This window comes from Pedobacter sp. CAN_A7 (genome assembly GCF_015752175.1).
Taxonomy (GTDB): domain Bacteria; phylum Bacteroidota; class Bacteroidia; order Sphingobacteriales; family Sphingobacteriaceae; genus Pedobacter.
Genome location: NZ_JADOUW010000003.1, coordinates 139,230 through 160,252, shown reverse-complemented (window position 1 = coordinate 160,252; position 21,023 = coordinate 139,230). Strand labels below are relative to the sequence as shown.

The window sequence follows — 21,023 nt, the reverse complement described above, 5'->3', positions numbered from 1 at the left end:
GAATGAAATTAATTAGATGGGGTGCCGAAGGTGAGGAGAAAACAGGTGTAATTATAAACAATGTTAAATATGATACCTCGGCTTTTGGAGAAGATTACGATGAGCGGTTTTTTGAAAACGATGGTTTAAACAGACTAGAAGCATTTTTGACTGCACAAGAAGGGCAGCTGACCGTAGTTGCGGATGATGTGCGTTTAGCATCGCCAATTGGCAGGCCTTCTAAGTTAATCTGTATCGGTTTAAACTATGCAGATCATGCGAAGGAAACCGGTGCGGCATTGCCACCAGAGCCAATCATCTTTATGAAATCGACCACAGCCATAGTTGGTCCGAATGATGAGATTGTGATCCCTAAAAACTCGGTAAAAACCGATTGGGAGGTAGAATTGGCTGTTGTAATTGGTAAAAAAGCATCCTATGTTGAAAAGGATGAAGCCTTAGATTATGTAGCGGGTTATGTCTTACACAACGATGTATCTGAAAGAGCCTTCCAACTGGAAAGAAATGGCACATGGGATAAAGGAAAAGGTTGTGATACCTTTGCACCTTTGGGTCCGTTTTTAGCAACACCTTCGGAAATTGGCGATGTGAACCAGCTGCGTTTATGGTTAAGCGTAAATGGTGAAATGATGCAGGATGGCAATACCAGCAACTTTATATTTGACATACCTTTTGTGATTGCTTATGTGAGTCAGTTTATGACCTTATTGCCTGGAGATGTAATCTCTACAGGAACCCCAGCAGGTGTTGGGCTTGGCTTTAACCCGCCAGTATACCTGAAACCAGGCGATGTGGTAGAACTGGGTATTGATGGGTTAGGGACTTCTAGGCAGGTGGTAAAAGCTTATGCTAAAAATTGATGGCCATCAGCATTTCTGGAAATATAATGCTGAACGCGACAACTGGATAACGGAAGAAATGGCGGTATTGCGTAGCGATTACCTACCCATACAGTTGGAGCCCTTGCTTAAGCAGCATGGATTTTCTGGAAGTGTAGTTATTCAATCTGCTCAACATAAGGAAGAAAACATATTTCAGTTAAAGAATGCAGTGAAGTATGATTTCATCAAAGGTGTAGTGGGGTGGGTTGACTTACAAGCTGAAAATTTGGAAGAAAAGCTAGAAGCCATGCTCCCATATGAGAAGTTAAAAGGCTTCCGTCATATCTTACAGGGGGAAGCGGATCGTGCCTTGATGTTAAATCCTCAGTTCCAGCGTGGCATGAAATCACTAAGCCGTTTCGGTTATACTTACGACTTGCTCATCTTACCTGATCAGCTGATTTATGCGCGGGAATTAGTTGCAGCGCATCCTGGTCAGGCTTTTGTGGTGGATCATTTGGGGAAACCTGACATTAAAAACCAACACCTGGACGATTGGGCGAAGGACATCAATGGACTTGCGGAATATGAAAACATATACTGCAAAGTGTCTGGTATGGTTACCGAGGCTGATTTACAGCATTGGAAAAAGGCAGATTTCCGGCCCTACCTGGATGTGCTGTTTGAATCTTTTGGCACCGAACGTTTAATATTTGGGTCAGATTGGCCGGTTTGTTTACTGGCTGCATCATATGATGAAGTTTTTGGGATTATGGAAGATTATATGGCTGGTTTTTCTAAAGACGAACAGGCGCGTTTCTGGGGTTTAAATGCCCTGGATTTTTATCAAATCAGTATATAAAATATGGATTTACAATTAAAGGATAAAGTGTTTATCGTCAGCGGTGGGGCAAAGGGTATCGGCGAAGCCATCGTAAACATGCTGGCACAGGAAGGTGCCATACCTGTAATTATTGGACGGAAAGAAGTGGATAACCTGCTGGTAGTTAAAGCACTACATCAGCTGGGCTTTCAGGCGGGTCAGGTAGAAGCAGAACTTTCGGATCCTGAGGCTTGTAAAAGCGCTGTTGCAGCGGTGCTAGCAACTTATGGCCGCATTGATGGATTGGTAAACAATGCTGGGGTAAACGACAGCGTGAGTTTAGCAAAAGGATCGTATGAAGCATTTATGAGCAGTCTTCATAAAAATGTGGTGCACTATTTTTTACTGGCACAGGAAAGTTTAACCGCCTTAAAAGCCTCGAAAGGGGTAATTTTAAATATCGGGTCTAAGGTAGCTGAAACCGGACAGGGAGGAACTTCAGGTTATGCCGCATCGAATGGCGCCAGAAATGCGCTGACGAGAGAATGGGCGGTAGAATTATTGCCTTTCGGAATCCGCGTGAATGCGATTATTGTAGCCGAATGTTATACTCCATTGTATCATACCTGGATCAATAGCCTGGAAAATCCTGAAGCGAAGTTACAGTCGATCACTGCAAAAATTCCTTTAGAAAGCCGCATGACAAAGGCAGAAGAGATTGCACAGACAGCTGTATTTCTATTATCTGAACGGTCGAGTCACACCACCGGGCAGTTGATACACGTTGATGGAGGGTATGTACATCTTGACAGGGCCATAAATAAAGACTAGTTTTAAGGCCCTAAGCAGGAGCGGCTATGAAACCACAATTGTTAAAAATATCTAAATACCCAAATGAGAGTTTTAGTGTTCGGCATGATTTAATGCCGAGCATGAACAATAAGCTTCACTACCATACGGAAGTGGAGCTTATTTATTTTAACCAGGGGGAGGGAACACAGTTTATTGGGGATAATATTTCGGCTTTTGCACCTGGCGATTTACTGTTGGTAGGGGCAAATTTGCCTCATTACTGGCGCTTTGACGGCCGTGTGATTTCGGAAACAAACCATCTCCAAGCTGATGTAAAGGTGGCACATTTTACAGAAAACTTTTTTGGTGAGTACTTTCTAAACCTTCCTGAAAATAAACGTTTAAAATCGGTACTGCAACAAGCTAACCGGGGTATCAGAATCCGTGGTGCAAGTGCAATTAAAGTGGCGGAATATTTAGAAGAAATGTTACTAGCCGAGGGTACCGACAGGCTTATTTTGCTGATGCAAAGTTTATTAGTCATTGCAAAATGTGCTGACTTGGAGCTGTTATCGTCTTTAGGATATGTTCAGGTGCAGGAGGAAGTTGCTGATGAGCGCATTAGGGATGTTTATGCCTATTCGTATGCAAATTATAAATCAAAGATATCACTGGAGGAAATAGCAGCAGTGGCGCGTATTAGTCCGACCTCTTTTTGCCGGTATTTTAAAAGCCTTACCCATAAAACTTATTCTCAGTTTTTAACAGAGATGAAGGTGGGTAAGGCTTGTAAGTTATTGATCGATAATGCTATGGATATTAAACAGGTGTGTTATGAGAGTGGTTTTCATAACTTTGCAAGTTTTCATAAATCCTTTAAGCAAATTACTGGAAAAAGTCCGCTGACCTACCAGAAGCATTTTATGGTGGTTCGCTAAAAATAGCACAGACTACTTTTTGGTCACCTTTACTTTCTTGGCATCCTTTGCGGAAGTATCTTCTTCAGGTTTTGCGCCTTTAGACTTTTTTGATTCAGTTTCTTTTTTTTCGGTTGGATTTTTTGAAGTCTTCATAGGTTGTTTTATTTAGTCATCTTTCTTTTTAGAAACTTTAGCACCCGCTTTACGCGCTTCGGAAAGTCCAATGGCAACGGCTTGTTTTTTAGAAGTAACCTTCTTTCCATTTCCTGTTTTTAAGGTGCCTTTTTTCTGTTCGTGCATGGATTCTTTTACTTTCTCTGCTGCTTTTTCTGAATATTTCGCCATAACCTTTCAGATTAGATCTTTTGGTAAGAACAACTGATGACTAAAAAGGTTTACAATTCCCTGATCCAGATATTTCTGAAGCTGATCGGCTCACTAGGGTCACCATGCGACTGCAATTTAATTGGTGAAGGCCCATGTGCTTTGCGGTATGCAGCCTGTCCAATATATTGGGTAGGTCCTTTCAACTCAAAATTGTTTTGTATTAAAACACCGTTAAAAAATGCGGTCACTCTTGCCGGGGTTTTTAAACTGCTGTCTGCGTTGAAAGTTGGTGCAGTCCAGATGATGTCGTAAGTTTGCCATTCACCTACTTTTCTGGCTGGATTGGCCAATGGGGTAGTTTGTTTATAAATACTGCCTGCCATACCATTGGTATAGGTAGGGTTGTTATCGGCATCAAGGATCTGTAACTCATAACCAAGGTCTCCTTCGCCAATAGAAGCAAGGAATAATCCGCTATTACCGCGACCTTGTCCTTTACCATTGATATTTGCAGGGATCTGCCATTCCAGGTGTAACTGGTAATTGTTAAAAGATTGTTTAGTTTCAATATTGCCTGTTTTCTTGTCTACTGTAAATACACCGTTGGCAACTTTCCAAGGTGCTTTTTTAGATCGGTCGTTGGTAGATACCCATTGGTCGAGGTTTTTACCATCAAAAAGGATCAGGGCATCGGAAGGTGCTTCAACCACGGCTTTTCCAGGAGTAACTACTTTAGGAACCGGGGTATAAAACTCGGTATCTTCTGGTTTCGCTTTATCCTGTGCAAAAGTGGCACCCAGGCTTGAACATAATAAGGTCGTGGTGATGATTGCTGCGTTTAATTTCATAATTTTTGATAATCGGTTTAATGCTTAATAAAGATAGATTGTTTCAGCGCATTTAAAGATAAGAATATTTACATCTTTTAGGAGGATCGGGCCTTACGCAACAAATTTTATTTTTTATTGCATTTGTTGTGTTGTTTAAGAAGATTAATGTAAATTTAAGCTGGGTGATCTATCACTCAACTATTTAAAAATTATTACAAGGACCACCAAGTACAATTTTTTTTAAACAAAACTAACCAAATTATGAACCTATTTCTACCACCTCAGGAATGGGCTGCTTTCGCAGTCCATCACAAATTCGCATTGTTGCAAAAAACAATGCTCAGCTTGATTCTCTTCTTTTTTATGACGCTACCTGCTTTTGCACAATCCGTGGTCAGTGGTGTGGTAAGAGATAATGAGAATAACACCTTAATTGGTGCAACGGTAACTCCTGCAGGGACCAGCGCCAGTGTATTAACCAATGCAGATGGTAAATTTGTTGTCAATGTACCAGCTGGCGTAACGCAACTTACATTTAGCTATGTAGGGATGCAATCACAAACAATTTCCATTAATAGCAGAACTGTGATCAATGTATCGCTGTCCTCTGCCAATGACCTGGAAATGGTAACGGTTGTGGGTTATGGATCTGTACGAAAAAGTGATTTAACAGGTGCAGCCACCACTGTGGGTGCTAAAGATTTCAACAAAGGTCCGCTCATTGCCCCTGATCAATTAATTCAGGGTAAAGTTGCAGGTGTCCAGATGATTAACAATAGTGGACAACCAGGAGGGTCGACTACGGTTAGAATCCGTGGTAATACTGCCATTACAGGCTCTGGACAACCTTTATATGTAGTTGATGGAGTAGCACTACCTAATGGATCTGCCCGCCCATCTCAAAGTGGTGGTGTTGGAACGGTTCCAGGGGGTAACCCGCTGAACTTCCTTAATCCGCAGGACATTGCTTCTATGGAAATCCTGAAGGATGCGTCAGCAACAGCCATTTATGGTTCCAGGGCTGCCTATGGGGTGGTTTTGATTACCACTAAACGTGGACAAAGTGGGGATACTAAAATTGACGTTTCTGCATCAACAGGGGTAAGTAACCTGGCACGCCGGGTCGATATCCTTGACGGAGACCAATACAGAGCTGCCTTACAAAAATACGGACAAACAACAGGTGATTTTGGTGGCAACGTTGACGCCATTGATGCCATTACCCGTACCGCTTACAACCAGAATTATTCTGTGGGTTTAAGTGGTGGTAATGAGAATAATACCTACCGCGCCTCCTTAGGGTACCAGGACCAGCAAGGTATTTTGAGAAAAACTGATTTCAAAAAATACAGTGGTTCATTTAATGGTAACTTCAGGTTTCTGGACAGTAAAAAATTGGGATTAGATGTGACTTTAAACACCAGCCAGTACCTGGAGAATATTGCGCCAATTACAACAGATGCCGGTTTTACAGGCAGTTTAATTAGTCAGGCTTTAGCATGGAACCCAACACGCCCGATGTATAATCAGGATGGCACATTATTCATCGAACGTGGATCTACGACCATCAACCCTATGGTGATGTCGGAAGCCACCAGTGATAAATCTAAAGTCAGTACAATTTTAGGTACAGTTTCGCCTTATTACAAAATAACACCCTGGTTAGAATACCGGATGTTAGTGAGTTTAAATTACAGCCAGGGGGTTAGGCGCTCCTCTACCCGTAGTTATTTGAATTTGCCAGGTATTGAAGCCAATGGCGACTTCCTAGGCGGTTATGCAAACATAGGAAACAGTGAGTTATTAACTCACCAGTTTACGAATACCTTAAACTTAAACAAGGAGATTGCCAGTAAATTAAACTTGAATGCCATTTTAGGTTATGAATACACCAATTATGTGAACAAAGGTTTAAATAGTAACTCCAAAGGTTTTGGCGAAATCGCTGTTGATTATACTGATGCGATGCAGGCTACTGCACCAGCTAACCGGGTGATTAACTCGTACAATGACCCTACGACAGAATTACAATCGTATTTCGCTCGTGCTATTTTAAATTATGATGATAAGTACTTGTTAACAGCCACTTTCAGGGCAGATGGATCTACCCGTTTTGGATCGGAAAATAAGTATGGTTATTTTCCATCTTTCGCTGCAGCATGGAACATTAAAAATGAAAGTTTCTTAACGGATGTGAACTGGTTAAATCAGTTAAAACTGAGGGTAGGTTATGGTAAGACAGGTAACCAGGAATTCCCATCGGGATCATCGCAACAAAGGTATAACATTACGTACTCCAGTGGTGAGCAATCATTGGTGGGGGTAAACAATGAAAACACCAAGTTGAAATGGCAGGCAGATGAGCAAACCAATATCGGTGCAGATTTTGCTTTGTTTGGTAACAAAATTAGTGGTTCCATTGATTACTTCAATAAAACAACCACAGACTTATTGTTCCCGCAAATTCCTTTGGTGCCTGCTAATGCAGGGGTAACAGTAACCTGGGTTAACTTACCCGGAAAGATTACCAATAAAGGGGTAGAGTTAAGTTTGAATGCCAACGTGATACAGAAAGAAAATATTTCTTGGTCCATTGGTGGTAATGCGACCTTCATCAAAAATGAAGTGCAGGATATTGTAGGTGTTATTAAAACCGGTTCCTTAAGCGGACAAGGTTTAAGTGGTGTAACTTTAGAGGTGATCCAGAATGGTCTTCCATTGTTTGCGATGGTTACCCGTGAATTCACTGGCTTAGACCAATCAGGTTTCTCTACTTACACCGATGACGGTTTCTCTTATTACTATGTGGGTAACCCTAATCCAAACGTTATCTTAGGCTTAAGTACTTCTTTCAGTTATAAAAAGTTTAGCGTAACCGCTAATTTCAATGGTTCATTGGGCCAGGATATTTATAACAATACAGCGAACTCTGTATTGCCGATTGCCAACCTTGGTACCGGAAGAAACGTTGCATCGGAATTGTTGGATAACCCAATTCAGGAATCTTTAGCGAATCCTATTGCCGCTTCATCCAGATATATTGAAAAAGGTGATTACTTAAAATTAGCGAATGCTACATTAAATTACAATATAGGTAACATTGGTAAATCAATAAAAGGCCTAAATGTGTTTTTAAATGGACAAAACTTATTTGTGATCACTAAATATAGCGGCTTTGACCCAGAGGTTAATGTGGATAAAAATATCAACGGCGTTCCATCTGCAGGTATCGAATATGTATCGTATCCGGCAGCCAGAACATTCAACTTTGGCGTAAACTTTTCTCTTTAATTATTAATACGAACGGACATGAAAAATAAATATATCATCGCTTTTGTTGCTTTTATGTTATCAGTAACGAGCTGTACAAAACTTGATGAAGATCTGCATGGGCAGATTGGAAATCAGGGTGTAACCGAGGAAAATGTGGCCGCCTTATTAAATGCCAGTTATACGGCCATGCGTAACCCTTTTCAGGGACCATGGGGATGGTGGGCCTTACAGGAATTTACCAGCGACGAGGCAATTGTACCTACTAGGGCGGGCGACTGGGATGATAATGGTGCCTGGAGGGCATTGTTTTTACACCGCTGGGCGGCAGATCACGCCAGGATGTCGGATACTTTCCGTGACTTAAACAGTGTAAGTTTTGTAAGTACAAACGTGTTAAATTTTAACCCTACGCCTTTGCAGGCTGCACAGGCTAGGTTTTTACGTGCTTTTGCGCAATTCGCTATTCTCGATGGCTGGGGACAGGTGCCTTACCGCGAGCCGGGTGAGGATGTTACCTTACCTTCGAAAGTACGTGGGGCAGATGAGCAGATAGCTTACCTGATCTCGGAGTTAAATGAAATATTGCCAACCTTACCAGATGGACCAGTACATAATGCCAATAAGGATGCGGCAAGGGTATTGCTAATGAAATGTTACCTGAACAAAGGTGCTTTCTTGAACCGTGCTACGCCTACATTCGATCCGGCAGATATGCAGCAAGTTGTTACCCTGGCTGATCAGATTATTAACAGTGGTAAGTACGCGCTAACTGCAAATTATTACGATAATTTTGCGCCACGTAACAACACCTTATCTCGTGAAAACATCTTTACTGCACAAAATATTGGTGGTTCTGATGCGGGTGGTTTGAAAGACATCTGGGTTCCTGGATTACACTACAACCAAAATCCAAGCGGTTATAACGGTTTTGCTACGCTATCTGATTTCTATGGTAAGTTTGAAGCAAACGATACTCGTTTAGGTGGGGTTTATCCTGGTGTAACCAATGTATCGGGAATTAGGGTTGGTTTCTTAATCGGACAGCAATTTGACCAGAATGGGGTTGCATTAAAGGATCGTAGGGGTAATCCGCTAATATTTACACCTGAAGTAAGCATCATCGAACGTGATCCAAATCACCTGGAAGTTGCTGGTATCCGCATTGTAAAATATCCTATCGATTATGCGAACTCGGCAACAAACCTTCCTGAAAATGATTGGGTTTATTACCGTTATGCTGATGTGTTAATGATGAAAGCAGAAGCTTTAATGAGAATAGGACAAAATGGTGCGGCTTTACCTATAGTGAACTCCATTAGAACAACGCGGGGTGCAACACCTTTTACTGCGCTTACTTTAGATAACCTATTGGATGAACGGGGTCGTGAGTTCTTTTGGGAAGGGGTACGTAGACAGGATTTAATTCGCTTTGGTAAATTCCTTACTCCTTGGCAAGAAAAACCAACAGACGATCCTAAGTATTTAGTGTTTGCCATCCCAGATAATCAATTGGGAAACACCAATTTTACTCAGAATCCAGGTTACTAGTCATCAGGTACCAAAAAAGGGTTAACAGCATCGTAAGCTGTTAACCCTTTTTTTATGAGTTGAAATGTTATGCTATTTTGCTGCTAAGGGATATCCTTTGTCTATCCAGTCGGCTTTTAAGCTTGTTGGTAAATTCAAGATCAAGGTGTTTTTATACCCCATCTCTTTTAATAAGTTATATGCCGGACGCACGTTGGGGCAATGTTCAAAAGGACAACAGCCACAATAAATGACTACCGTACTGGTTTTAGCATGACTTTTCACCGCATTTTTTAGTGATGCTAATCCTTTAGTAGTGTTTGCTGAACCTACGCTGATTGCTCCGGGTATATTGCTAACAAAACCAATGTTATAGATAGGCGGTTTGGCGGACTTTTTATTTTTTATTAAGGCCATCAGGGTACTCGGTTCGATGACCTGGTTTTTCTTCCATATTTCAAGCTTTCCCAATGATTGCGCATTCGCTGCGCCGCTCAGGGCAATTAGGCAAAAGAATGATAGGAGTATTAAGAGGTGTTTTTTCATGTTGCTAAGCTTGTTTCTGTCGCTAAGATAGCTTAAATATCATTAATGAAATATGCAGCCAGGTTAACACAATTTCTCTACTGTATTGTTTTGATGATAAAGCAGAGACGATGACACAGCACTGGCCATTATTGTCCTATGAAAAAGGAAAGGACACCTACGAAACGTTACAATTGTTTACTCAAATTGTGGGTAAGTTAAAATTAGCCACATTACCTTGGGTAAACCATTCATGGCATGTGGCCTTATACATCACCCCGAGGGGTTTAACTACGCAGGCTATGCCTTATCAGGGCAGAAGTTTTCAGGTAGACTTCGATTTTAGAAGTCACGAATTACAAGTGATAACCAGTGATGATGACACTAGAAGTTTTGCATTAGCCGGTTTGTCTGTGGCAGGGTTTTATAAGAAAATCTTCGAGTTATTAGCTGAGCTAGCGCTCCCTCTTCGGATTATGCCTGTACCAGTAGAAATTGTGGATCCTATTCCTTTTGAAGACGATGAGGTTCATGCTACCTACGACAAAGATCAGGTTTCTGCCCTTCATGTCGCATTATTGCAGATGCAGGAAGTTTTTATGGAGTTTCGCAGTGATTTTAAAGGTAAAAGCAGTCCTTTTCATTTCTTCTGGGGAAGTTTTGACATGGCCCTTTCTTTCTTCTCCGGAAAAGAAGCACCCAAACATCCTGGAGGTGTACCTGGGTTACCCAATTGGGTAGCTGAGGAAGCCTATTGCAGAGAAGTAAGTAGTTGTGGTTTCTGGCCTGGTAATGCCAGTTTTCCAGAAGCTGCTTTTTATTGCTATCATTATCCCGAGCCAGAAGGCTATAAAACTGGCACCGTTGAACCTGAAGAGGCTTACTATCACCAGACTTTAAGTGAGTATATTCTTCCTTATGCCGCAGTTCAATCCGCAAAGGATCCTGCAGAAAAACTCACGTCCTTTCTAAAAAGTACTTATCAGATAGGCGCAAATCTTGCGCAATGGGATCGTAATATATTAGATGAATTTGGTTCATCTAATTGATAATAAGTTTATTATGTTTGTGTAAAATGGTTATTTAGAATAATTCAAAATAGTTTGGAATTTCAAATTCTTTGTCATTCTTTTGTCTATCTAGAATTAATCTAAATATCATGAAATTATATTTACTCCCGGGAATAGTATTCTGCGTCCTGCTGTTCCAGTTGCCTGCGTTGGCTCAAGGTCTGATTAAAGGACAAGTGACCACTGCTGATGGCCAATCTGTCGATTACATCAATGTAGTTATTAAAGAAACTGATCAACAGGCTAGGACCAACGAAAAAGGAGCTTATCAAATGAACCGGGTAAAACCGGGTACTTACACTTTGCGTATTCAGTCTATGGGCTTGAGTGCCCAGGAAAAGAAAATCACGCTGCACGACCAGCAGGTGTTGGTCGTTGATTTTGTTTTGCAGGAAAACAACCAGAAATTACAGGAAGTTATTGTGAGTGGTAAGAAAAACAAATATAAATCCGGGCAGCCGTCGTCATCATTAAGGCTAAATGAACCTTTGCTGGAAGTACCACAAAATATTCAGATTGTAAATGCACAAACTTTAGCCGATCAGCAGGTGATTAGTATGGCTGATGGGCTGATCAAAAATGTAAGCGGATTAACCCGGTTGAGCCATTGGGCAGATATGTATACCCGTGTTAATGCCCGTGGAGCCAGGATGGCTGCCTTTAGAAACGGCGTTAACGTAACCTCCACCTGGGGGCCGCTAAGTGAAGACATGAGTTTTGTTGACCATGTGGAATTTGTAAAAGGTCCTGCAGGTTTTTTAATGAGTAATGGTGAACCCAGTGGGATCTACAATGTGGTAACAAAAAAACCAACAGGCAGCAGCCCGATGAAAGGGGAGGCCACTTTTACACTGGGCAGTTACGACCTGTACCGCAGTACGATTGACCTGGATGGCCGTGCAGATAAATCGGGAAAACTATTATACAGGCTAAACGTAATGGGGCAGAATAAGAAATCTTTCCGTAACTACGAGTATAACAACCGTTATTCGGTAGCGCCGGTTATCAGCTATCAAATTGATGATCAAACAACCTTAACTGCCGAGTACACTTATCAGAACGCGAAAATGTCTGACTTAGGATCCGTGTACGCCTTTTCACCTGTTGGTTATGCTACTTTAGGCAGGGATTTTACCACCACTGACCCAGGTTTAGAACCGACCAAAATTGACGACCACAGTTTGTTTTTAAACTTACAACATCATTTAGATGCCAATTGGAAAGTTACGGCGCAACTGGCTTATTTTAATTATGCACAACAAGGTGCAAATATCTGGCCCAGTGTAGTTAATGCAAATGGTACGATGGTACGTAATGTGAGTATATGGGATGCAAAGAATGAAAATAGGTTTGGGCAGTTTTTCGTTAACGGAGAAATGACTACCGGTAAGGTGAAACACCGCATTTTAGCTGGTTTAGACCTGGGTGATAAGGATTACATGGCCGATTGGGGCCAATACCATGATTTAGACCTGGCCGAAAATCCGTTTGACCCACAGCAGACCACCTACCAGGCGCCGGAAAATGGGTATCCCGTATGGGACCGAAGCACACCACTATCACAGCGTGCGGGCGTGGGTGGTTCAATCTCACAAGCTTACACAGGACTGTATTTACAGGATGAGCTGGGCTTCTGGGATAACACGCTCAGGTTAACCCTAGCTGGACGTTTCACCTATGTTAAGCAATCAAACTATGGTGTGGCCGATGAGGAAACCAGGCGTTTTACACCAAGGGTGGGCTTAAGTGTTTCTATTGATGATAACACGTCGGCTTATGCATTATACGATCAATCTTTCGTTCCCCAAGCCGGATTCTTGAGAAATGGTGGCACCATTAAGCCCATTACTGGAAATAACATGGAGTTAGGCTTGAAAAAAGAATGGTTTGAGCATAAATGGAGTACCACCTTGAGTGTGTATCGTATTCTTAAAAACAACGAACTGACTGCTGATCCAACGAATAACGGCTCAGAATCTTTTTCCGTTATTCTCGGACAATCGGAGGCTAAAGGGCTGGAATTCGACTTGCAGGGCGAGCTTTTTAAGGGCATGAATGTGATTGCCAATTACGCTTACACAGATTCTAAGGTAAAAAGCACTACAGCAGGTGTGGTTGGTATAACAGCTGGTGACCGTATTCCGGGTTTTGCCAAACACAATATCAATACCTGGTTAAATTATAGCATTACATCGGGCGTTTTAAAAGGCGCTGGACTTTCAGCAGGATTCAGCTACCAGGTTGACCGTGATAGCTGGACCTGGGGCGGGCAAAACGGCATACAAGACTTGCCAGATTATTTCCGCCTGGATGGAGGTGCTTTCTGGGAAATGGGTAAGGTTAAAATCAATGCTAACGTGTATAACATCCTGGATAAGTACCTTTACACTGGTAGTTACGAAGGCTGGGCCGCACCAGCGTATTACGCCTGGCAGGTCGAAGCACCTCGTAATTACCGCCTATCCCTGGCTTACAAATTTTAATTGTTTACCCGTTCAAAATCTAAGTCCTGAAAGTCAAAACTAAAGTCAGTTAAGGGTGAAATAGCCTCCATTTTATAAGCTACAGGTTTAGCATCATGATTTAAACTAAAGGTTACAAAAGCATCAGCTTCTAAACTTCTTTCGTTCCACTTCACGATATAGGTGTTTCCTTTATAAAAGTACATGTTGCCTTGTAGTTTAGGCGCATTTTTAGAAGTATAATATAAGCCACCATTTTTCTCAGTTATGGTAACCTCACCAAACCATTTATCGCGGTAAACGCCTACTACACCCGCCAATGCCGCTTTACCGGCATTGGCTTTTTGCTGACTTTCTACATCTGCCCAGATTTTTTTTGTGCTGGCTATCGCTTCTTTTTCGTTGGCAACACGTGCATCATTGTATTGTTTAATGCGGTCTTTGCCTTTAATACCGAAATAGCCATCTTTAATGCTATTGGTTATGGCCGTAAAAGCGGCGCCTGATTGTTGATTTGTCAAAACGATGATGCCTAGTTTCAACTCGGGTAAAATGGTCACCTGGGTTACAATACCAGCCAAACCACCGGTATGTGAAGCCTGGAAATAACCATTCACATCACTCAAGTTCCAGCCTAAGCCATAACTACTGAAATGGGTGTTATAAGGTGATCCTGATTTGGTGATGGTTTGTGGCGTCCACATCTCCTGATGTACCGCTTTACTGAATAAAGACTTATCCAGCTTGTCGCCATACTTACCCTCATTTAGCTGTGCAATTACCCATTTGCTCACATCGGTAATGTTGGAGTACATGCCCCCGGCAGGGTTGGCCAGCTCGGTGAAACTTAGCCCTACGGTGACCAGGCTACGGTCATCGATCGGCGCATGGCCGTCAATAATATTGGATTTATCTTTTAAGCGATACCAGGAGGCAGCAGTTTTTGTCATGCCAAGGGGTTTGATGATTCTGCTTTCGATAAAATCTTCATAAGGCATGCCCGATACACGGGTTACGATATCACCAGCAACAATATATAATAGGTTATCATAATCGTATTTAGAGCGGAAGGATGATACTGGCTTTAAATACCGCAGGTTATGGATCATTTGCGTTTTAGTCACTTTTGATGAATCAGGCCAGATCATTAAATCGCCGGCACCCAGACCCAAGCCACTGCGGTGAGTTAATAAATCGCGGATGGTAAATTCCTGGGTCACATAACTATCGTAAAGTTTAAATTCAGGAATTATATCGGTTACCCTGGTATCCCAGGTAATTTTATGCTCATCGATTAGCATACCCAGGGCTGCTGCGGTAAAAGCTTTGGTATTGGAGGCAATGCCAAACAACGTATGCTCATCTACCTTTTTGTTGCTTTTAATAGAGCGCAAGCCATACCCTTTGGCATGGATTAATTTACCTTCCTTCACGATGCCTACTGCAATACCAGGTACATTAAAGGTGGTTAAGGTTTTGTTTACTACACTATCTATTTGGGTAGCCGTTAATACTTGAGATTTTAAACTTATCGATGCACCGAATAGGAATAAGGCAGCAACTAAAAAAGGTTTTTTCATTGAGATGATTTCCATAATTTCTTTCGTGCTTAAAATTAAGGATTTTCATGAATAATTATCTTGTTAAGCCTGCCGAAGCTATGCCTATTAATGAATTTATGTATTAATATAAATTGTGGCGTATTATTTTTAGATTTATTTCTCTAAACCCTTAAAAACCAACAAACTTGAAAAGAAGAAATTTTATCTATTTAACTGGGGTAGGTGCCGCTGCGGCGATGTTGCCTGCCATACCAGTCTGGGGAAATGAGATTCCCCTGGAAAAGTCGCTCGAATACGTCGACCCGGTCGTGAAAAGAGTGATGGCTGATGTGGCACTCAACGCCGCCAAAAGTAAGGGAGCCACTTATACAGATGTCCGCATTGGTCGTTACCTCAACCAATATGTAGTGACCCGGGAAGACAAAGTAGAAAATCTGGTTAATACCGAATCTTATGGAATCGGCATCCGGGTGATCGCGAATGGCAGCTGGGGTTTTGCTGCAACTGATAAATTAGACAAAGATGGAATTGCGCAGGCTGCTGAACTGGCCGTTGCTATTGCTAAAGAAAACTCCCGCCTGCAGTTGGAACCGGTGCAGCTAGCACCCCAGCAAGGTTATGGTGAGGTGACCTGGAAAGCACCTATTGAAAAAAACTCCTTTGAAATTCCTATGAAAGAGAAGGTTGACCTGTTATTGTCGGTAAACGATGCCGCAATGAAAGGGGGTGCAGATTATGTCAACTCTATACTTTTTATGGTCAATGAGCAGAAGTATTTTGCCTCTACAGATAACTCCTATATCGACCAGGATATCCACCGCATATGGCCAACGTTTTTTATTACTAAAATCAACAAAGAAAGTGGTAAGTACGAAACAAGAAATGCCTTAAGTGCGCCAACAGGTATGGGGTATGAGTACCTTGATGCGAAACCTGAGCATAAAATACAGCATGCTACAGGCACTTTATACAAAGGGCGGTACGATATGCTGGAAGATGCTAAACAAGGGGCCAGGCAAGTTGGCGAAAAACTTATCGCTAAAACTGTAGTACCCGGCAAATACGACCTGGTGCTTGATCCGTCACATTTGTGGTTAACCATTCACGAATCTGCCGGTCACCCGACCGAACTGGACAGGGTATTGGGGTATGAAGCCAACTTTGCCGGAACGAGTTTCCTGACACTGGATAAATGGGAAAGCAAGAAATTTAAATATGGTAGTGATATTGTGAACATTACAGCTGATAAAAGCGAAAAAGGTTCCTTAGGTGCCGTGGGATATGACGACGAAGGAGTAAAATGCGGCGAGTGGGATGTGATTAAAGATGGCGTACTGGTAAATTACCAGGCGATCCGCGATCAGGCGCATATCATTGGTCTGAATCGATCGCAAGGTTGCAGTTATGCCGATAACTGGAGCAGCATTCAATTCCAGCGTATGGCTAATATTTCCCTGCAGCCAGGGAAAAAGCCTTTAAGCATTGCAGATCAGATCAAAAACGTGGAAAAAGGCATATATATCGTAGGCGACGGTTCCTTTTCCATTGATCAGCAGCGTTACAATTTCCAGTTTGGCGGACAACTGTATTACGAGATAAAAAATGGTAAAATCATTGGTATGTTAAAGGATGTGGCTTACCAGGCCAATACGCAGGAGTTTTGGAACTCTTGTTCGGCTATTTGCGATGCCAGCGATTACCGGTTAGGCGGTTCCTTTTTCGATGGAAAAGGACAGCCCTCGCAATCAAGTGCCGTATCTCACGGCTCAGCGACAACAAGATTTAATGGAATTAATGTGATCAATACGGCTAGAAAAATAGGATAGACTATGGCAATTTTAACTCAAGAACAAGCCAAAGCACTTTTAACCAAAGTGCTGAAATACTCCAAAGCAGAGGAATGTGAAGTCAACATCGATAGTACTGATGGTGGCAATATTCGTTATGCACGTAATTCTGTAAACACGAGCGGGGGTGTGAGCTCGACCAGTATTATGGTAAGCTCGGCTTTTGGCAAAAAATTAGGTGTTGCGACCATTAACGAGCTGGATGACGTGTCGCTGGAGAAAGTGGTGCGCAGGTCGGAAGAGCTGGCGCAGCTGGCCCCGGAAAACCCGGAATATATGTCTATCCTCGGCCCCCAAAAATATGGGACAGATTCCCCAACCTTTTCGCCGGTGTCGGCTAAAGTAGGGCCGAAAGAACGAGCTGATGCCGTGGAGCAAAGTTTAAATGTGGCTAAAGCCGCGAAACTTCAAGCCGCCGGTTTCCTGGAAAATAGCACTGGTTTTAGTGCGATGATGAACAGTAAAGGCCTTTTTGCTTACAACGCCAGTACCGATGTTGCTTTTAATATTACCATGCGTACGCCCGATGGCAAAGGCTCTGGGTATGCCACCCGGGGTTATAACGATTTCAGTAAGTTAGATACCAAAGCAGATACCGAGGTGGCTGCACAAAAAGCAAGGGCATCGGTAACCGCACGGGCCATTGAACCTGGTAAGTACACTGTGATTCTTGAACCTACTGCAGTGGCGGTGATGCTGGAGAACATCATGTACAGCCTGGATGACCGTCAGGCTGATGAAGGCAGAAGCTTTTTAAGCAAACCGGGAGGTAAAACGAGATTAGGGGAGCAGCTGGTAGATGAAAGGGTCAATATTTATTCTGATCCCTGGAATAAGGAACTCCCTGGCAGAACCTGGGCAGGAGATGGCCGCCCACAGGAAAGGGTAAACTGGATTGATAAAGGGGTAGTGAAAAACCTGTCGAGCTCCAGGTACTGGGCTTCCAAAAAAGGAGCCAAGTCCATTCCATCACCAGATGGGGTTATTATGGATGGCGGCACAAAGACCCTGGCCGAATTAATTAAAGGTACCGAAAAGGGTATTTTAGTGACACGTTTGTGGTACATCCGTACTGTAGATCCGCAAACCTTACTGTTAACCGGTTTAACCCGCGATGGAACATTTTACATTGAAAATGGGGAGATCAAGTTCCCGGTAAAGAATTTCAGATTTAATGAAAGTCCGGTGATTATGCTCAATAATTTAGAAGAAATGGGCATACCAGAGCGGACGGTCAGCGCAGAAAGTAACCAAAATTACTTGCTGCCACCTTTGAAGATCAGGGACTTTACTTTCACTTCCTTGTCGGACGCGGTTTAAAAAATGTCATTATAGGGGTTGTATCTGGTAAAATAGATCAATCCCTTTTTTATGTTGTTGCCATTTTAAGATATTTAATAGTGTTTTATTAAAAAAACTTTGGGGTTGCTCAAGTAACTTTTTGTTTGCGTAAGTCACTTATGGTAAATAAATTACTATTTTTAGTACGATTTAAACCAAAATAACACTGTATGAAACAAAGATTCAGGCTCGTATTGGCCTTCGCTGTGTTGCTTCAATTCACCGCTGCTGCACAAGACAATTCTGCTAAAGATTGGAAACCCTTATTTAATGGAAAAGACTTGTCGGGTTGGAAACAACTTAATGGAAAAGCAAAATATACCGTCAGCAATAACGAAATTATAGGAACAACTGTTCCCAATGAGCCTAATTCTTTTCTGGTAACCGATCAGGATTATGGAGATTTCATTCTAGAACTAGAGTTGATGGTGGACACCAGCATGAATTCAGGTATACAGATCAGAAGTTTAAGCAAGGCAGATTATAAAAATGGCCGTGTACATGGTTACCAGGTAGAAGTGGATCCATCAACACGACAGTGGAGTGGGGGAATATATGACGAGGCACGCAGAGGATGGTTATATCCAATGGAACTTAACTTAGCTGCAAAACCAGCTTTTAAAAACGGGCAATGGAATAAGTATCGCATCGAATGTATTGGTACGAGTTTACGTACTTGGGTAAATGGAATACCTGCAGCCAATGTGGTAGATGCCGAAACCGCTAAAGGTTTTATCGCTTTGCAGGTACACGAAATTTATAAACCCGAGCATACTGGTAAACAAATTCGCTGGCGGAACATCCGCATCCAGACTAACAACCTCAAACTTTCACCAGCTGATGAAGTATTTGTGGTTAATACTATCCCTAACAATATTTCTGCTCAGGAACAAAAACAAGGCTTTTCACTCTTATGGGATGGTAAAACAACCAAAGGGTGGCGCGGTGCCTACAAAACAAGCTTTCCAGCCAAAGGTTGGGTGGTTGATCATGGTGAATTTACCATTAAAGCTTCTGATGGTTCTGAAGGTGGTGTAGGTGGTGATATCGTGACCGAAAAAGAATATGGTGCTTTTATTTTGAAATTTGATTTTAAGCTAACCGAAGGCGCAAACAGTGGTGTTAAATATTTTGTGACAGAAAAAGAAAAAGGTGCCTCTGCCATTGGCCTAGAGTACCAGGTATTAGATGATGAGCGCCATCCCGATGCTAAACTTGGAAGAAACAATAACCGCACCTTAGCTTCTCTATATGATTTAATTGCTTCTGCAAGGACGCCTGCAGCCCGTAAGCCAATTGGCGACTGGAACCAGGGTGTAATCAAAGTATTCCCGGATAATAAAGTAGAATATTATTTGAATGGCTATAAGATGCTGGAATTTGTACGTGGATCACAAGCCTATCTAGACCTGGTTGCAGCAAGTAAGTATAAAGATTGGGAGAATTTTGGAATGGCTAAAACCGGACATATCCTATTACAGGATCACGGCAATACCGTATCCTACAGAAGTATCAAAATTCAGGAATTAAAATAAACACAGATGTTATCTACTTCAAGAAGAAACTTTATAAAACAAGCGGCTGTTGCTGCTGCCGGAACTTATGCCGGTACCATGGCCATGAGTGCTAAAAGTTACGGACGTATTATTGGTGCTAACGACCGTGTTCAGGTGGGTGTAGTTGGTTTTTCTGACCGCTTTCGTACATCACTGTTTCCTCCATTTTTTGGACACCACAAAGCGATGAACTTCGACCTTGTTGCGGTATCTGATCTCTGGAGTGTACGCCGTGAACAAGGGGTAGCATTCCTGCAGGATAAAATGGGACATGCCGTCAAAGGATGCCGTAATAATGATGAGCTCTACCAGATGAAAGACCTTGATGCTGTATTTGTGAGCACAGCAGATTTTCAACATGCTTTACATGCTATTGAAGCGGTAAAAGCCGGTTGTGATGCCTATGTGGAGAAACCCTTTGCCGAAACTATGGAAGATAACCGTGCTGCTTTGAAAGCTGTGCGCGAATCAGACCGGATTATACAAATAGGCTCACAGCGACGCAGTGGCACCAACTACATGGCGGCAAACGACTTTATCAGGTCGGGAAAATTCGGTGATATCTCCATGGTTGAACTGACGTGGAATGTTAACCAGCCTGGCCGCTGGCGTCGTCCTGCATTGGTGGCGCAATTAAAAGAAGCTGATACGGATTGGAAACGTTATTTAATGAACAGGCCATTTGAAGCCTGGGACCCGAGAAAATACCTGGAATACCGTTTGTTCTGGCCTTATTCATCCGGCATGCCGGGGCAGTGGATGAGCCACCAGATTGATACTGTACACTGGTTTACAGGCCTGAAGCACCCTCGCAGTGTAGTGGCTAATGGCGGAATATATGCCTGGAAGGATGGTCGTAAAAATTGGGATACCACGACAGCAGTATTTGATTACGGTCCTCAGGACGATATGAGCAAAGGCTTCCAGGTGACTTTTAGCTCCAGAATGAACAATGGAGAAGAACGCCCGGCAGAGATTTATTATGCTAACGGCGGTGAATTGAACCTGGTAAACAATACGGTTTCGCCAAAAGGCGGACTAGGTGCTGGCCATGCTAAAGAGATGGGCATGGAACCAAACCTCTTGCCAGAACTAGTTCTAGCAGACCCTAAGATGCGCGCGGTTGCCTCTGCCAATACCGGCGGTGATGCGCTGGTAACCAGTCATATCTTGAACTGGATGGAGTGTATCCGCAGTCGAAAGCAACCAAATGCACCTGTTGAAGCAGGCTATTACCACTCTATCGCTACCATTATGACCAATGCTGCTGCACGCACCGGATTTAAAGTCACCTTCGATGAAAAAACCCAGGAAGTGATGGCTGGCGGAAAAGTGTTTAAATACTAA

17 protein-coding genes are annotated in these 21,023 nt (G+C 42.6%); 12 read left to right on the top strand and 5 right to left on the bottom strand.

The window, feature by feature from the left end; all coding sequences use genetic code 11:
* The first annotated feature begins 2 nt into the window (after window positions 1-2).
* The 4 genes from IWX76_RS12120 to IWX76_RS12105 all read left to right on the top strand — a co-directional run bounded on the left by IWX76_RS12120 (window position 3) and on the right by IWX76_RS12105 (window position 3,374).
* Window positions 3-860, top strand: coding sequence for a fumarylacetoacetate hydrolase family protein (locus IWX76_RS12120; protein WP_196860196.1), 858 nt, complete (start codon window positions 3-5; stop codon window positions 858-860).
* Window positions 847-1,683, top strand: a complete 837-nt coding sequence (locus tag IWX76_RS12115; RefSeq protein WP_196860195.1) for an amidohydrolase family protein — start codon at window positions 847-849, stop codon at window positions 1,681-1,683. The genes IWX76_RS12120 and IWX76_RS12115 overlap by 14 nt, the downstream gene beginning before the upstream one ends.
* 3 nt (window positions 1,684-1,686) lie before the next feature.
* Window positions 1,687-2,475, top strand: a complete 789-nt coding sequence (locus IWX76_RS12110) for an SDR family oxidoreductase (RefSeq protein ID WP_196860194.1) — start codon at window positions 1,687-1,689, stop codon at window positions 2,473-2,475.
* 101 nt (window positions 2,476-2,576) lie between these two features.
* Entirely contained in the window at window positions 2,577-3,374 is a 798-nt protein-coding gene (locus IWX76_RS12105; protein WP_334641857.1) for an AraC family transcriptional regulator, read from the top strand.
* Window positions 3,375-3,386: 12 nt separating this feature from the next.
* Here IWX76_RS12105 and IWX76_RS18090 read toward each other — a convergent pair whose 3' ends face one another.
* From IWX76_RS18090 to IWX76_RS12095, 3 genes are read right to left on the bottom strand one after another with little or no spacing between them, the layout of a single operon-like run.
* Window positions 3,387-3,509: a hypothetical protein gene (locus IWX76_RS18090; protein ID WP_334641856.1), complete on the bottom strand. Its 123-nt coding sequence runs from the start codon at window positions 3,507-3,509 to the stop codon at window positions 3,387-3,389.
* A 12-nt stretch (window positions 3,510-3,521) separates the two neighbouring features.
* Entirely contained in the window at window positions 3,522-3,701 is a 180-nt protein-coding gene (locus tag IWX76_RS12100) for a DUF6496 domain-containing protein (RefSeq protein ID WP_196860192.1), read from the bottom strand.
* A gap of 50 nt (window positions 3,702-3,751) precedes the next feature.
* Window positions 3,752-4,531: a 3-keto-disaccharide hydrolase gene (locus IWX76_RS12095; RefSeq protein ID WP_196860191.1), complete on the bottom strand. Its 780-nt coding sequence runs from the start codon at window positions 4,529-4,531 to the stop codon at window positions 3,752-3,754.
* A gap of 243 nt (window positions 4,532-4,774) precedes the next feature.
* On the opposite strand from IWX76_RS12095, the gene IWX76_RS12090 reads away from it, so the two are divergent.
* Complete coding sequence (locus IWX76_RS12090; protein WP_334641855.1) at window positions 4,775-7,804, top strand: SusC/RagA family TonB-linked outer membrane protein; 3,030 nt, start codon at window positions 4,775-4,777, stop codon at window positions 7,802-7,804.
* 18 nt (window positions 7,805-7,822) lie between these two features.
* Window positions 7,823-9,334: a RagB/SusD family nutrient uptake outer membrane protein gene (locus IWX76_RS12085; RefSeq protein ID WP_196860190.1), complete on the top strand. Its 1,512-nt coding sequence runs from the start codon at window positions 7,823-7,825 to the stop codon at window positions 9,332-9,334.
* Window positions 9,335-9,406: 72 nt separating this feature from the next.
* On the opposite strand, the gene IWX76_RS12080 is transcribed toward IWX76_RS12085, so the two are convergent.
* Complete coding sequence (locus IWX76_RS12080; RefSeq protein ID WP_196860189.1) at window positions 9,407-9,859, bottom strand: rhodanese-like domain-containing protein; 453 nt, start codon at window positions 9,857-9,859, stop codon at window positions 9,407-9,409.
* 110 nt (window positions 9,860-9,969) lie between these two features.
* On the opposite strand from IWX76_RS12080, the gene IWX76_RS12075 reads away from it, so the two are divergent.
* Both IWX76_RS12075 and IWX76_RS12070 read left to right on the top strand, forming a co-directional pair.
* Entirely contained in the window at window positions 9,970-10,887 is a 918-nt protein-coding gene (locus tag IWX76_RS12075; RefSeq protein ID WP_196860188.1) for a DUF5996 family protein, read from the top strand.
* A gap of 110 nt (window positions 10,888-10,997) precedes the next feature.
* Window positions 10,998-13,391, top strand: a complete 2,394-nt coding sequence (locus IWX76_RS12070; RefSeq protein WP_196860187.1) for a TonB-dependent siderophore receptor — start codon at window positions 10,998-11,000, stop codon at window positions 13,389-13,391.
* Here the strand turns inward: IWX76_RS12070 and IWX76_RS12065 are convergent.
* Entirely contained in the window at window positions 13,388-14,965 is a 1,578-nt protein-coding gene (locus IWX76_RS12065) for a serine hydrolase (RefSeq protein WP_334641852.1), read from the bottom strand. The genes IWX76_RS12070 and IWX76_RS12065 overlap by 4 nt on opposite strands.
* Before the next feature lie 152 nt (window positions 14,966-15,117).
* On the opposite strand from IWX76_RS12065, the gene IWX76_RS12060 reads away from it, so the two are divergent.
* The 4 genes from IWX76_RS12060 (at window position 15,118) to IWX76_RS12045 (ending at window position 21,023) form a co-directional block, all read left to right on the top strand.
* The gene (locus IWX76_RS12060) at window positions 15,118-16,758 is read left to right on the top strand and encodes a TldD/PmbA family protein (RefSeq protein ID WP_196860186.1); all 1,641 of its coding nucleotides are present in this window, start codon (window positions 15,118-15,120) and stop codon (window positions 16,756-16,758) included.
* 3 nt (window positions 16,759-16,761) lie between these two features.
* Window positions 16,762-18,099, top strand: a complete 1,338-nt coding sequence (locus IWX76_RS12055; RefSeq protein WP_196860185.1) for a TldD/PmbA family protein — start codon at window positions 16,762-16,764, stop codon at window positions 18,097-18,099.
* A gap of 191 nt (window positions 18,100-18,290) precedes the next feature.
* Window positions 18,291-19,655 carry a 3-keto-disaccharide hydrolase gene (locus IWX76_RS12050; protein WP_196860184.1) on the top strand — a complete coding sequence of 455 codons (1,365 nt, stop codon included), beginning with the start codon at window positions 18,291-18,293 and terminating at the stop codon, window positions 19,653-19,655.
* Window positions 19,656-19,661: 6 nt separating this feature from the next.
* On the top strand, window positions 19,662-21,023 hold the full coding sequence (locus IWX76_RS12045) for a Gfo/Idh/MocA family protein (protein ID WP_196860183.1): 1,362 nt from the start codon (window positions 19,662-19,664) through the stop codon (window positions 21,021-21,023).